At 39.6% G+C, this 14,251-nt stretch carries 16 protein-coding genes; 10 read left to right on the top strand and 6 right to left on the bottom strand.

What is annotated here, in order from left to right:
* Window positions 1-126 precede the first annotated feature (126 nt).
* Both I6F47_RS17480 and I6F47_RS17485 read left to right on the top strand, forming a co-directional pair.
* A complete protein-coding gene (locus I6F47_RS17480) occupies window positions 127-702 on the top strand; it encodes a hypothetical protein (protein ID WP_101164097.1) in 576 nt (191 codons plus the stop codon).
* A gap of 17 nt (window positions 703-719) precedes the next feature.
* The gene (locus I6F47_RS17485; protein WP_197184268.1) at window positions 720-1,268 is read left to right on the top strand and encodes a hypothetical protein; all 549 of its coding nucleotides are present in this window, start codon (window positions 720-722) and stop codon (window positions 1,266-1,268) included.
* Between the two features lie 65 nt (window positions 1,269-1,333).
* On the opposite strand, the gene I6F47_RS17490 is transcribed toward I6F47_RS17485, so the two are convergent.
* Complete coding sequence (locus I6F47_RS17490) at window positions 1,334-2,422, bottom strand: alkene reductase (protein WP_197184269.1); 1,089 nt, start codon at window positions 2,420-2,422, stop codon at window positions 1,334-1,336.
* A 180-nt stretch (window positions 2,423-2,602) separates the two neighbouring features.
* Here I6F47_RS17490 and I6F47_RS17495 point away from each other — a divergent pair, with 180 nt between their 5' ends.
* Entirely contained in the window at window positions 2,603-3,370 is a 768-nt protein-coding gene (locus I6F47_RS17495; protein WP_197184270.1) for a hypothetical protein, read from the top strand.
* Window positions 3,371-3,452: 82 nt separating this feature from the next.
* Window positions 3,453-3,977, top strand: a complete 525-nt coding sequence (locus tag I6F47_RS17500; RefSeq protein ID WP_024609297.1) for a CIA30 family protein — start codon at window positions 3,453-3,455, stop codon at window positions 3,975-3,977.
* A gap of 21 nt (window positions 3,978-3,998) precedes the next feature.
* Here the strand turns inward: I6F47_RS17500 and I6F47_RS17505 are convergent, their stop codons facing one another.
* The 5 genes from I6F47_RS17505 to I6F47_RS17525 all read right to left on the bottom strand — a co-directional run bounded on the left by I6F47_RS17505 (window position 3,999) and on the right by I6F47_RS17525 (window position 8,397).
* Entirely contained in the window at window positions 3,999-4,535 is a 537-nt protein-coding gene (locus tag I6F47_RS17505) for a hypothetical protein (protein WP_197184271.1), read from the bottom strand.
* A gap of 146 nt (window positions 4,536-4,681) precedes the next feature.
* The gene (locus tag I6F47_RS17510; RefSeq protein ID WP_002958531.1) at window positions 4,682-4,936 is read right to left on the bottom strand and encodes a hypothetical protein; all 255 of its coding nucleotides are present in this window, start codon (window positions 4,934-4,936) and stop codon (window positions 4,682-4,684) included.
* 25 nt (window positions 4,937-4,961) lie between these two features.
* On the bottom strand, window positions 4,962-5,438 hold the full coding sequence (locus tag I6F47_RS17515) for an FKBP-type peptidyl-prolyl cis-trans isomerase (protein WP_033012432.1): 477 nt from the start codon (window positions 5,436-5,438) through the stop codon (window positions 4,962-4,964).
* 2 nt (window positions 5,439-5,440) lie between these two features.
* Window positions 5,441-7,861: a Lon protease family protein gene (locus I6F47_RS17520; RefSeq protein ID WP_024591122.1), complete on the bottom strand. Its 2,421-nt coding sequence runs from the start codon at window positions 7,859-7,861 to the stop codon at window positions 5,441-5,443.
* A gap of 77 nt (window positions 7,862-7,938) precedes the next feature.
* The gene (locus tag I6F47_RS17525) at window positions 7,939-8,397 is read right to left on the bottom strand and encodes a zinc ribbon-containing protein (RefSeq protein ID WP_007585575.1); all 459 of its coding nucleotides are present in this window, start codon (window positions 8,395-8,397) and stop codon (window positions 7,939-7,941) included.
* A gap of 196 nt (window positions 8,398-8,593) precedes the next feature.
* On the opposite strand from I6F47_RS17525, the gene leuS reads away from it, so the two are divergent.
* The 6 genes from leuS to rlmH are packed head-to-tail and all read left to right on the top strand — an operon-like array spanning window position 8,594 to window position 14,250.
* Window positions 8,594-11,182, top strand: coding sequence for a leucine--tRNA ligase (leuS, locus tag I6F47_RS17530; protein WP_007585573.1), 2,589 nt, complete (start codon window positions 8,594-8,596; stop codon window positions 11,180-11,182).
* 1 nt (window position 11,183) lies between these two features.
* Complete coding sequence (locus I6F47_RS17535; RefSeq protein WP_010554703.1) at window positions 11,184-11,675, top strand: LPS-assembly lipoprotein LptE; 492 nt, start codon at window positions 11,184-11,186, stop codon at window positions 11,673-11,675.
* A complete protein-coding gene (holA, locus tag I6F47_RS17540; RefSeq protein ID WP_010554702.1) occupies window positions 11,675-12,712 on the top strand; it encodes a DNA polymerase III subunit delta in 1,038 nt (345 codons plus the stop codon). Before I6F47_RS17535 ends, holA begins: the two co-directional genes overlap by 1 nt.
* Window positions 12,713-12,733: 21 nt before the next feature.
* Window positions 12,734-13,369 carry a nicotinate-nucleotide adenylyltransferase gene (gene nadD / locus I6F47_RS17545; protein ID WP_197152352.1) on the top strand — a complete coding sequence of 212 codons (636 nt, stop codon included), beginning with the start codon at window positions 12,734-12,736 and terminating at the stop codon, window positions 13,367-13,369.
* Between the two features lie 55 nt (window positions 13,370-13,424).
* Complete coding sequence (gene rsfS, locus I6F47_RS17550) at window positions 13,425-13,742, top strand: ribosome silencing factor (RefSeq protein WP_007585564.1); 318 nt, start codon at window positions 13,425-13,427, stop codon at window positions 13,740-13,742.
* A gap of 37 nt (window positions 13,743-13,779) precedes the next feature.
* A complete protein-coding gene (rlmH, locus tag I6F47_RS17555) occupies window positions 13,780-14,250 on the top strand; it encodes a 23S rRNA (pseudouridine(1915)-N(3))-methyltransferase RlmH (protein ID WP_007585562.1) in 471 nt (156 codons plus the stop codon).
* Window position 14,251: the final 1 nt, after the last annotated feature.

Consider the following 14,251-nt stretch of genomic DNA (forward strand, 5'->3'; position numbering starts at 1 on the left):
CCACAAACACTAAAAGTTACAACCGTTTACAAATATAAAGTTAACATAATTTACAAAAGTAACTATTGAACATATATTGATGCTGAAACTGCTTTCACACTAAAAATTAAATATATGGAGTATATTTTGAAGTTATTAACTAATGTGTTTTTCTTGTTTTCGGTCCTTATTTTGAGTGGCTGTGCCCACCAGATAAGTTTAAATCCAGACACTGAAAAACTTCAGGTTACAGAAAATAAATCAGCATCAGTTGTGGGTTATTATATTTCTGAAGATGATATAAAAAAACAAGTAAAAACACCTGGCGGTGGTGGCGATAATGTTAGTTACAAACCTTATAAAGACACAGAAGCAGCGCTGTATACTGTGCTTTCTAATAAATTTGAAAACGTTTATAAGCTTGAATCATTAACTGATAGTACATTTTTAAAAGATAAAAAAATTGAGTATGTATTCATACCGACAATAACAACGCAATCTAGCTCAGATAGCTTATTCACATGGCCTCCTACAGAATTTACTTTCACGCTAAACTGTAAAACTTTAAATAACAATGGCGATATAGCATGGAATAGTGAAGTTAAAGGTTTTGGCAAAGCTGAATTTGATGAGTTTAAAAATGATTTTTCTTTATCTGCAAAACGTGCAACAGAAGAAGCATTTAACAAACTAGTTGTAGAACTTGATCAATCAAATTTATAAATAAGGACAGAAATAAAATGAAGTATAAAAGTTCACTAGGTTTAATCGCGGCTTTATTTTTAAGTGCATGTACCATTCAAGTTCCACCTTATAGTGCAGATATCAGCAACGTTTCTAAACTAAAAGAAGAGTCTAATACACCAGTCTCAGTCGGAAGAATTGAATCTGAAAAAAAATTAAATAAGATATCACTTCGAGGCTCTCCTCTTGTTTCATCTGTAGGCAACAGCTATGGTGAATATATTGAGAGCGCTTTAATACAAGAATTAAAACTGGCTAAACTTTGGTCTGGTGTTGCTAAAAAGCAAGTGACTGGTAAGGTTATTGACCAAGATATTGATGTAACAGGGTTCTCAGAGGGGAATTCATTTATAAAAGTAAATTTTGTTGTTTCAGAGGACGATGCAATTTTATTTGAAAAAGTAATTTCAGCTGAACATGATTTCGACTCTTCATTTATTGGCGCAATTGCAATCCCAAATGGTCAACGAAGCTATGTAGAGCTTGCTCAAAAATTACTTAGGAACTTGTATTCTGACGAAGAGTTTATTACTGCAATTAAGTAAGTACTCTCAGTGTAATTAAAACAAATAAGGAGCTGTATGCTACAGCTCCTTATTTATATATAAATTTAATTTGTAACTGGATAATCGGTATAGCCTTGCTCTGCGCCACCAAACAAAGTGTCGGGGTTGTGGCTGTTAAGAGGCTTGCCTTGCTTTAAGCGTGCTGGTAAGTCTGGGTTTGATACAAACGGGCGACCAAAGCCAATCATATTGGCCCAGCCTTCGCTAAGTGCTTTGTCTGCGCGCTCTTTGGTATACTTGCCTGCGTAAATTAATACACCGCTGTAGGCTTTACGAATAGCGTGTTTAAACTCAACACTCATTAAAGGTGCGTCATCCCAATCGGCTTCGGCTATATGCATGTAACCTACACCGGCTTTATTTAATGCCTCAGAAACCGCTAAATAAGTTTCCTCAGGGTTTTCGTCTACAGTGCCATTAAGAGTTGTTAACGGGGCTAGTCTTACGCCTACTTTGCTGCTACCAATTTCGTCGCTAACAGCATTTACGACTTCAATTAAAAAACGTATTCGGTTTTGCACGCTGCCACCATATTCATCGGTGCGAGCATTTGATTCTGAGTCTAAAAATTGATTAATAAGGTAACCATTAGCAGCATGAAGCTCTATGCCATCAAACCCTGCATTAACTGCATTTTTAGCAGCTTGGCGAAATTCGCCTATGGCATGCGTAATATCTTGTTTGCTCATTTCGCGTGGGAGTTGGGTGTCTACAAACCCCGGTGCGCCGTTTGTATCTACAAATACTTTTACGTCTTTTGCAGCAATGGCCGAGGCTGAAATAGGCTGCACACCACCGGTGTTGTCACTGTGAGTTACGCGGCCAACATGCCAAAGCTGAGCAAACATCACGCCACCAGCGCTATGTACTGCGCTTGTTACTTTACTCCAGCCTGCAACTTGCTCATTTGAATAAATACCCGGAGTCCAAGCGTAACCTTTACCAAGCTCACTAATTTGCGTGCCTTCGCTTACAATTAGCCCGGCACTTGCGCGCTGTGCGTAATATGTTGCCATTAAGTCGTTAGCTATATCGCCAGGCTGTGTTGAACGCGAGCGAGTCATTGGGGGCATAACAATACGGTTTTTTAATGTTTTACCTGCAAGCTCTATTGGTTCAAAAAGTAATGTCATAATGCCTCCTAAGTTTGATTGCGCTCATAATAACGTAACAAAGCACATGCAAAAACAACAAAAACTGCAAAATAGTTTTGTTGTATCTGCAATAAAGCTACAAAGTAAAACACATTAACTTTAGGTGAACTAAATGTATTTTATTGACTCTTAACAGCACTATTAAGTTGAGGGTTTGATGTGAATAAAGGGAATGCGTGGCCGTGGGTTATCTCGTTATGTATACATGGCGTGTTGCTGTACTTATTACTTTCACATAAATTACTTTCGCAAAAAATAAAGGTTGAAGAACCTCAAACAAAAAAAGACACCGTAATAAACGCTTATGTAATGGTTAACTTATCAACCCAACCTAAGTTAAGCACCGTTAACACCACCACTAACGCACCGATTGCTGAGCCTGCAAAGTTAGAGGTAAAAAAAGTACCTGAATCTATAAGCACTAATAAAACACCTACAACTCAAACACAAGTTACTAAAGCACCCAAACAACGTGACGAAAAACCAAAAACAACAACAGTAACAAAGTCCACTATTACAAATAAATCTCACCCCTCTGCCCACACCATTAATACCAACACGCAAACGTTTAAAAAACTTAACCCGTATGCGCCTATTTATGGCGCACCTATAAATAACTTAACGCATAAAAAAATGGTCACGTTTGGCGAAGCCGATAACTCAGATAGTACTGATGATGCAATAGCTGCCACGCCCACAATTAAATCACCGGTTAAATCACAAAAATCGGAAGTTATTAGCCAAAATACAATAGGCACACGACGATTAGAAAAATTTAACGGTAAATGCTATTTAATTGATACTTCAACCGTATTTGGTAGTAATGGCATGCCTCAAGGTAGCGCGCAGACCTGCCCTGGTGAGCAAACTGATGATGAAATATTATTTAATAAAATAATGGATAAGTGGGCTCGTAAAAATAATTAGTTTTAAATTAGTGAACAAATACATTATTAAAGCGTATTAGTTATAAGTACTCCACTTACTTAATGCCAATTAGGAAACACGTATGACAACAAAGCAACTATCATCACTTTTTGTATTTAATTTATTAGTTGTAAGTGCACAAGCGAATGCAAACCAGCGCTGGTACGTTGTTAACGACTCAGTAATGGGCGGTGTATCTAATAGCCAAGTAACACAAACTCAAGAAAGTTTGCTTTTTACAGGCAATGTTTCGCTTGATAATAACGGCGGTTTTGCATCAATACGTACAGAGCTAAATACACAAAGCCAAAATACTAAAGCTATAGCACTGCGCGTTAAAGGGGATGGACAAACCTATCAGCTTAGGCTCAGAACTACCAATTACCTTGATGGCGCAGCGTACACCCACTCATTTAAAACAGTAAAAAATGAATGGGTAGATATAAACTTTGCTCCGAGTGATTTTACTTTAACGTATCGCGGCCGCGTGCTTGAGCAACAACCGATTATTGATTTTGACGATATAAAACAGCTAGGCTTTATGATTGCAGGCAAGCAAGAAGGTAAGTTTAAACTTGAAGTGGGTAAAATTGAGTTTAAAAGCTAACCCACCAGCATGTTGGTGGCGCTAAATAGTATAGTCGTCGCCCCGCCTCTTCATTTCACTAATAACCAGCTCAACCATTTGTTGTTTTATTGCTGCTTGCTCTGACTTTAACTCCCCTAATTGCAGCTCTAACATATCTATTTGTTCTTGCTGTTGCGTGTTTTTGTATTTTTTTGCACCTAGGTGGTCAGCATCTAAAGTTAAACTCGCATCACTTTTATTTAGCTCACTTGCAGAAGTGTTTATAGTTAAACTACGTTGTACGGGGCTTTGTTTAAGTTTATTAATTTGCTCTTGCAGCGCAATAACTCGCCCAGCGAAGTGCTTGTATACTTTTTCTAGGTTTTTATATTGGTTGCCAAACGTTGCGTTATCTTCACTATATTCTTGTGCTTTGGTATCTAAAAACTTTGATAACACATATTTTGGCTCTTCCTCACTCTCTTCCTCGTTCTTTTCTTCACTCGCTTTTTCAACAGGTAGTTTATCTGATTGCGCTAAAGTTTGAGTATTTGAGCTGTATACTTGGTATGGAATGGGAGTCGGTGAAATCTTCATTATTTTATCCCTAAAATAGCTTTGTAACTATTATAGGTATCGACCTCGTATTAAAATCCTTGAGTAAATTTTAATGTTAGCTAAAAGCAAAAAGCCCCACTTTATTAAAGTAGGGCTTATACCAATTTATTAAACTAACTCGTTGCTTACTTAGTACTTTGGTTATCTTGTGAGAGCGCAATAAGTGCAAGCGCCGCATTTAGGCGAGTATTTAAATTATTATAAATAGTCATTCCAAACACACCGATAATACAAACTATTAAACCCATTTGTAGGTTAACGCTCATCTCTAGTAAAAAAACAGCTGCAACGAGTAAGCACAGCGCTAATGCATAAATGATAGATTGAAAGGTAAAGTTAATATCACCCTTGGCTATTTTAAGTAATTCGTCTTTATTCATAATTTACTTCCTTGTTATTTGATCACTAAGACTCAATTGCCAGTAACTCTACTTCAAATATAAGTACTGAGGCAGGAGGAATACTCCCTACACGTTTTTCGCCGTACGCTAATTGGTGCGGTACATATAGCGTGTATTTATCGCCGGGGCTCATAAGTTGTAAACCCTCAGTCCAGCCTTTAATAACTTGGTGTAAACCAAAGCTAATAGGTGTTTTACGCTCTACTGAACTGTCAAACACAGTGCCGTCGATTAGTGTGCCGTGGTAATGCACGTTAACCATACTTTTTGGGGTTGGTGTGTTTTCGTTTTCGCTTTTATGGATTACTTTATACTGCAAGCCAGAAGTCGTTTCTACTACGCCTTCTACCTTTGAGTTAGCGGCTAAATAATCTGCACCTATTTGTGCATTTATGCCTGCTTGTTGTTTTGCTTTTTTACTATTTTGAAATATTAAAAAACAAAAAATGGCGATAACTACCGCCAAAATTATATTAATCATCATTAACCTTTTTCGTTGTCTAGCTCTTCGTCTTTTTCGTCATCATCGCCGTTTACTATGTCGGCAATCTCTTTAAGGCGAGCAAGTGCAATACCGTTTACTGAGTTTTCTGGATACTGGTCATCAATAATATCGCCAGCTTCTATATCCATTAACAAGTTAAGCGCTTGGTCTACGGTTTCAACTGCGTAAATATTAAATTTACCCGCTTCAACTGCATTAAGTATTTCGTCATCAAGCACTAAGTTAACTTGGTTTGATTTAGGAATGATAACGCCTTGCGAACCTGTTAAACCACGCATTTTACACAGTTTAAAAAAGCCTTCTATTTTTTCGTTTACGCCACCAATGGCTTGTACATCGCCGTGTTGATTAATAGAGCCTGTAAGCGCAATTGATTGGCTAATAGGTAGGCTTGTAATAGACGAAATAAGCGCACACAACTCTGCTAAAGATGCGCTATCGCCATCTATGTAACCATAGCTTTGCTCAATGGCAATATTAGCGCTAAGCGTTAAGCTAAAGTGCTGCGCATATTTATTACCTAAATAACCGGTAAGCAACATTACACCTTTTGAGTGAATTGCTTTACCAAGCTCAGCTTCGCGTTCAACATCTATTACGCCATCGGCGCCAGCATAAACCGTTGCCGTAATACGCGCAGGGGTACCAAATGAGGTATCGCCAATGTGTAATACGGTTAAGCCATTTACTTTACCAATGGCTTGGCCGTCGGTTGCAATAAGTGTGTGACCTTCTTTTATATCACTGAGCATATTTTCGCTAATTTGGCCGGTACGGTATTGCTTGCCTTCAATGGCTTCGTCAATATGGTGCGCGTCAATAACGGCTAATTTGTCTTGCTTTGCGTAGTAACTGGCTTCTGCAATAAGTTCAAGTACATCAGCAAAACGCGCTGATAATTTATTTTGATGCTCAGCTTGGCGGTAACTAAATTTAAGTAAACGCACCATAGCAGCCTGCGTTGCAGTGCACTTTAATGTTTGCTCGCAATACTCGGTTACTTTAGTAATAAACTGGTATTGCAATTTATCGCTACTTGGCAAGTAGTAATCAAAGTCGGCTAATACTCTAAATAGCTCTGCAAATTCTTCGTCGTATTCACCTATGGTGTAGTACAACTCGCGCGAACCTAATAAAATAATTTTAACATCAAGCGGTATAAGCTGCGGGCGAAGTGTAAAGCTAGTCCCTACTGTGCTGTCTTGATACGGTAAGTCGTTTTTAATTTGATGTGTTTTTAACGCGAGTTTTAAACCATCCCACACTTGTGGATTTGCCATGATTTTTTCAGCGTCCATAATTAAATAACCGCCATTAGCACGATGCAATGCACCAGCCTGAATTGAGCGATAACAGGTAATTAAAGAGCCTTGCGATGTTGAGTACTCAATTTTGCCAAATATATTGCCAAACGTTGGGTTGGGCTCGTACACAACCGGTGCTGCGTCGTCTTCTTTAAACTCAACTAAAATGTTAGGTGCAAAAAAGTCGGTAAGCATGCCTTTGCGATCAAAGTCTTCTTTGCTTTCTTCACTTTCATCTTCGTCATCTAGCCATTCAAGTACCGCGTCTATAATTTCAACGCGTATATCTTTTAAATAGCGCAGTACACCAATATGCGTGGCATATTTATGTTCTAAGTCTTTTAAAAGTGGTTTAGTGGCTTGCTCTGCAGTCGACTTTTTAAGATTGCGTTGTTTTTCTTTTGATTCGCGTTTCCAACGTGGCAGCTCTATTAACGCTTCTATTAATGCATCTTCTAGCTTTTCAATTTTTTCAAAAAACTCTTCACGTAACGTTTCTTCAAGTTCGCCAAATTCGCTGTCGCTCAATTGTTTACCATCTACAAGTGGTGCAAACCCTACTGAATTTTTTTCTTCAACTAATGCAACGCTTTGCTCAAATGCCGCAATTTCTACTGCGGTAATAGCACTGTCGTAGGCATCGTTAAATTCACGATCGATTGATTTTTTCTTACGCTGATACGCTGGGTTATCAAATGCCGCAGGAAAGGTGTCGAGTACTTCATCTAAAAATGAATCTATATCGTCACTAAGTTGCTTGCTTTGACCTGGTTGCATAAACAGCGCAATAGGTTCTCTGTGGTCATCGTAATTGTTTACGTATAACCATTCGTTTGGCGTTGAGCGGTCTTTTGCGTGTTGTTTAAGTTTATCTTTAACAAGCGTAAAGCGCCCGTGAGCGGCCTCGCCCATTACATAAACGTTGTAACCCGGCAGTTCCATCCCTAATGAAAAATCTAAAGCACTTTGGGCGCGTTGTTGGCCTATAAACGTAAGTTGCTCTGGGTATGGATTGTTCATACACGTGTTTACGTGATTAGTAGAAATACTCGGTGCGAGCTTTGAAACAGATAGTGGCAGCAATTTTTTCGTCATTCTAACTTCTTTTTTTACCAGCATATTCGCTGGCCTTTGGGCGTATTAAGTGGCCCGCAGCCACTTAATACTTATATTTAAGGGTGCAGTGCCTTACGACTAAAATAGATTCCATCACATTCAATACACGGTGTAATTTGTGTAGCGTGATAAACATCGTAACTATGGGTGCAATTCTTACATACTAATGTGCCCATGGCTATCCATTCGCCTGCGTGATACACACCATTGTGCTTAAAATCTTGGCTAAGAGATTGCCACTCAAGTTGAGTTTTATCTTCTATGTGCGAAAGTTCAAACCAAAGAGACTCTTTAAGCTCTTGCCATGCAAGCGAATTATAGTGTGATTCGTTCTCTACTATATGTTCAATATCATTCTTTAAATAACTTTTGTAGAGCTCATATCTTTCTTGACTTAAATCTTTAAGCGCCTGCTCAGATTCAACAAACCCAGAAACCACATCTTTTAAACCATGCTCTTTCACATCTTTTATCCAATGGGTAAAACTGCTAAGCCATGTTTTGTAATCAGTCATTTTTTACTCCTTCAAAATTGCTGTTAAATCAGTCTGTAACTTATGTCTTTAGCTAACCACACTATAAAAAGGCAGGTTAACCTGCACTGAAAGTTACAATTTAATAAAAGCATGTTTTTGACGCTGTGAATAGTGTTTTATTTGGGGTATCCTAACGGCAATTTTTTATTAGTTTGCAAGAAGTCTGGAACCATAGATGCAAGAGCAATATAACCCGCAAGATATAGAGTCAAAAGTACAAAGCTACTGGGAAGAAAACCAGGTATTTAAAGTCACTGAAGATGAGAGCAAAGAAAAGTATTACTGCCTTTCTATGTTCCCTTATCCGAGTGGTCGACTGCATATGGGTCATGTGCGTAACTACACCATTGGTGATGTTGTTTCTCGTTTCCAGCGCCTGCAAGGCAAAAACGTAATGCAACCTATGGGTTGGGATGCGTTTGGTTTACCTGCAGAAAACGCTGCTATTAAAAACAAAACAGCACCAGCTAAGTGGACATACGAAAATATTGATTACATGCGTACCCAACTTAAGCAATTAGGTTTTGGTTATGACTGGGATCGCGAAATTGCGACGTGTCATCCAGAATACTACAAGTGGGAGCAGTGGTTTTTCACTAAGCTTTACGAAAAAGGCCTAGTGTATAAAAAAATGTCGACAGTTAACTGGGATCCAGTGGATCAAACTGTACTTGCTAACGAACAAGTTATTGATGGTCGCGGTTGGCGTTCAGGCGCTGTGGTTGAGCAAAAAGAAATTCCACAGTGGTTTATTAAAATTACCGACTACGCACAAGAGCTACTTGACGATTTAGACAAGTTAGAAGATTGGCCAGAGCAAGTTAAAACAATGCAGCGCAACTGGATTGGCCGCTCTGAAGGGTGTGATATTGAATTTAAACGCACCGATAACGACGAAACATTTAGCGTATACACAACACGTCCAGATACCTTTATGGGTGTTACGTATGTTGCTGTTGCTGGTGGTCACCCTATTGCACAAGAAGCCGCTAAAAATAGCGATGCTATTGCAATGTTTGTTGAAGAATGCAAAAACACCAAAGTTGCCGAAGCAGACATGGCAACAATGGAGAAAAAAGGCATAGCAACAGGCTTTTACGCCACTCACCCATTAACGGGCGAGCAAGTACCAATTTGGGTTGCTAACTTTGTATTAATGCATTATGGCTCAGGCGCTGTAATGGCAGTACCTGCACACGATCAACGCGACTTTGAGTTTGCAACAGCGTACGGCCTAGATATAAAACAAGTCATTGCGCCTGCTGAAGGTTCAGATCTTGAAGTAAACCTAAAAGAATCAGCATTTACCGATAAAGGCGTACTTGTAAATTCGGGTGAATTTAACGGCCTTGATTTTGAAGCTGGTTTTAAAGCGATTGCCGATAAATTAGAAGCACTCGGTGTTGGTGAGCGTAAAGTAAACTTCCGCCTGCGTGACTGGGGTGTGAGCCGTCAGCGCTATTGGGGTTCTCCAATTCCAATGCTTAGCGATGAAGATGGTAAAGAACTTGCTGCAACAGAAGATATGCTACCAGTTCGCTTACCAGAAGATGTGGTAATGAACGGTGTAACTTCACCACTTAAAGCAGACCCAGAGTGGGCTAAAACAACAGTAAATGGCGCACCTGCGTTTCACGAAACTGATACGTTTGACACCTTTATGGAATCGTCTTGGTACTACGCACGCTACTGTAGCCCACGCTACGACGAAGGCATGCTAGATCCAGCGGCTGCTAACTACTGGTTACCAGTAAACCAATACATTGGTGGTATTGAGCATGCAATTTTACATTTATTGTACTCACGCTTTTTCCATAAATTATTACGTGACTTTGGTTTAGTTAATTCAGACGAGCCGTTTGACCGCTTACTTTGTCAAGGTATGGTACTTGCTGAAACATTTTATCGTAAAGATGAAAAAGGCGGCGACATTTGGATTTCGCCAACTGATGTAAACACCGAAACCGACGAAAAAGGCCGCGTTACTAAAGCATGGCATAAGGAAGACGGCGAGCCGGTATTCTCATCAGGCATGAGCAAAATGTCTAAGTCTAAAAACAATGGTATAGACCCACAACATGTAATTGCCCAGTATGGTGCAGATACAGTGCGTTTATTCATGATGTTTACAGCACCACCAGAGCAAACGCTTGAATGGTCAGACTCAGGCGTTGAAGGCGCACATCGTTTCTTAAAACGTGTATGGAAATACGCGGTAGACGTTAAAACAGTAGGTTACCAAGCACTTGATAAATCAGCGCTAACTAACCCGCAAAAAGTACTACGTCGCGACTTACACAAAGCAATTGCTAAAGTGACTGATGATGTTGAACGTCGTCAAACCTTTAACACCGCTATTGCAGCCATTATGGAGCTTTCTAATAAGTTATTAAAAGCACCACTGAGCGACAAACAAGATGTAGCGATTGCTAACGAAGCACTTGAAGCATTAGTTATTATGCTTGCACCTATTACTCCGCATTTATCGCATGAGCTTTGGAAAGAGCTTGGTAAAAAAGGCGAGATTTTAGATGCTGCATGGCCAAAAGTTGACGAGTCTGCACTTGTTGAAGATGAAAAACTAATCATCGTACAAGTAAACGGCAAGCTTCGCGCTAAGTTAACAGTGGCAGCTGGTGCAACTCAAGAGCAAGTAGAAGCCCTTGCGTTTGCAGAATCTAACGTAACTAAATTTACTGATGGCTCAACCATTCGTAAAATCATTTACGTACCAGGCAAGCTACTTAACGTGGTAGCTAACTAATATGGCTGCATTTAACGCCATTAAAAATGGACTAGCCTTAGTGCTAGTCTGTTTTTTGTTATCAAGCTGTGGCTTTCATTTAAAAAAAGCCTCTAGCCTGCCTGATAACTTAAAACAGCTAACACTTGTAGGCGATGACGAAAAATCGACTTTATTCACTGAGCTTAAAAAAGAGCTTAAAGCGAGTAACGTAGAGTTAGTATCGTCAGCTAAAGATAAAGCCCAATTGTATTTACGCAAAGAAAGCATTGAACGCCAAACACTTTCGCTGTTCCAAAACGGCCAAGTTGCTGAATATGAGCTCGCTTATGGCGTATCGTATGTAGTTAAACGCCCAGGTGAAAAAGCGATAGAAAAACGTTTTGAGCTTTACCGTAATTACCAAGATGATCCGGATCATGCATTAGCAAAAGCAAAAGAGCTTGAGCTACTTATTAGCGAAATTCGTGAGCAAGCCAGTCGTCGTATCGTTAGAGAGCTGTCGCAACTATAATGCGCTGCTACGCTAATCAACTACCGAGTGAATTAAATAAAGGGCTAAAGCCCTTTTATTTAGTATTTGGAGAAGAGCCTTTTCAAGAAGCGCAGTGCGTACAACAAATTCGCGACAGTGCTAAGCAACAAGGTTTTGATGAAGTAATTAAGTTTACTTTAATGCAAGGATTCGATTGGCAAGAAATTATAGCCCAGTACCAAAGTATGTCGCTGTTTAGCGCCCGCACTATTATTGAGCTTGATTTAAACCAACAAAAGCCAGGCGTTATTGGCAGCAACACCTTTAAAAAAGTAGTTGAACTGGTTAATCCCGATACTATTTTAATTGTTAAAGGCGCTAAAGCCAGCCAAGAAGTACAACGTGGAGCATGGTTTAAAGCCCTTGATAAGCAAGGTGTATTTGTACCTTGCTACCCGCTTACGGGCTCTCATGTAAAACGATGGCTTGATGAGCAATGCCAACGTTTATCACTTAATATGCAAAGCGACGCCAAAGTAAGCTTAATAAATGCCACCGAAGGCAACTTGTTAGCCTGTTTTCAGGAACTTGAGAAGCTCTCGCTACTGCACGGCAATGCATTAATTACTCAGCAATTAGTAATGCAAGGTCTGTTAAACCAAGCCAAGTTTGATATTTTTGATTTAAGCGATGCGCTATTAAATGGTCACGCCAAACAAGCTATAAAAGTATTAAACAAACTTGCCAGCGATAACACCGAAGTGGTGAGTATTTTGTGGGCTATAACCAAAGAGCTTAATACACTTATAAGCGTGCAACTTGGTTTATTAAATGGCGAACCTATCGCTAATTTATTTAAACAAAAAGCAATTTGGAAAAACCAACAAGGTCCAGTTCAAAATGCTATTAACCGTTTAAACATGCACACACTAGAACAAATAAACAGTGATGTTGCGTTGTTTGATGCCAGTTACAAGCAAGGTAATTTAATTGCACCTTACCAAGCGCTTGCTCATATTTGTATTAAATTTTGCCAGCCGCTCAATATTCCTATGCCGTGCCACGCGGTTAATTAATAAATAGCTAATGGGTGTAAAATGATCGCAATTTTTGGTGGCACTTTCGACCCAGTCCATTTAGGCCATCTAAATATGGCGCAGCAATGCGTAAATGCGTTTAATTTAGATACGCTTTATTTTATGCCCTGTGCATTACCTGCACATAAAGCAGCTCCGGGTATTAGTGCAGAGCACCGAATTAATATGCTCAACGCAGCTATTGCACCTTATCCTCATTTTGAACTCGATTTAAGAGAACTTAATCGAACCGGTCCATCGTATTCGTTGCTAAGCTTACAAGAACTTCGTAAAGAGCACCCCACTACACCTATTTTATTTTTAATTGGTATGGACTCATTTAACAACCTAGATAAGTGGTTTGAGTGGAAGGCAATAACGCAGCTTTGCCATATTGTGGTGTACCAGCGCCCTGCTCAACATTGCACTGTAACAGGTGAGCTCAAAAGCTATATGCAACGCGCAAATGCCGGCGAAGTAGCGGCACTTAAACACTCACTTGCAGGTAAACTTTATTTTTTACCGGGCGAAATGCTCGATGCGGCCTCAAGCACCATTCGCGAACAACTGAAAAAAAGTAATAAAAAGAATGAACTATTGCCCGATGCAGTGAGTCATTACATAGAAGTGCATCAGCTCTATCAAATTGATGCTTAAAAACTCCTAGCGTGTTAAAATGCGCGCCATTAAATTTTTAAATTGAGACAAAACCTTGGATTCAAAACAACTACTCGCCTTTGCTATGGACAAAATTGACGATATGAAAGCGCGTGACATCGTTCATATTGACGTTACTGGAACATCAGATATCACAGATTACATGGTAATTTGTTCTGGTACTTCTAAACGCCACGTACAGTCAATTGCCGATCACTTAGCAAAAGAAGCGCGTCATGCAGATTCAGAGCCATTAGGTTATGAAGGTGAAGGCGACGGCGAATGGGCACTGGTTGATTTAGGTGATGTGGTTGTACACGTGATGCAAAACGAAGCACGTAGCTATTACGATCTAGAAAAACTGTGGGGCTAAACGCTCACTCATTTTAGACAATGCTTGGAAGTAATACGTGAAAATACAAATGATTGCTGTTGGTACTAAAATGCCAGCATGGGTAGAAACGGGATTTGCAGAATATCAGCGACGTTTCCCTAAAGATATGGCCCTAGAGTTAATTGAAATTCAAGCCGGAAAACGTGGTAAAAATGCAGATATAAAACGTATTTTACACATTGAAGGTGAAAAAACATTAGCGGCTATTCCAAAAGGCAATCGTATTGTAACGTTAGAGGTAACAGGGAAAGCGCTGGATACTCACCAACTTGCTAAAAATATGGAAAAATGGCAACTCGATGGCCGCGATGTAAGTTTACTTATTGGCGGACCTGAAGGACTTGCTCCAGAGTGCATTGCAGCTTCTGAGCAAAAATGGTCGTTATCTAATTTAACATTGCCGCACCCTTTGGTGCGTATAATTGTTGCAGAGAGCCTTTACCGAGGCTGGAGCTTAAATAACAACCATCCTTATCATCGCGAGTAAC

The organism is Pseudoalteromonas sp. NZS37, from assembly GCF_015864265.1.
In the GTDB taxonomy this organism is placed as follows: domain Bacteria; phylum Pseudomonadota; class Gammaproteobacteria; order Enterobacterales; family Alteromonadaceae; genus Pseudoalteromonas; species Pseudoalteromonas arctica.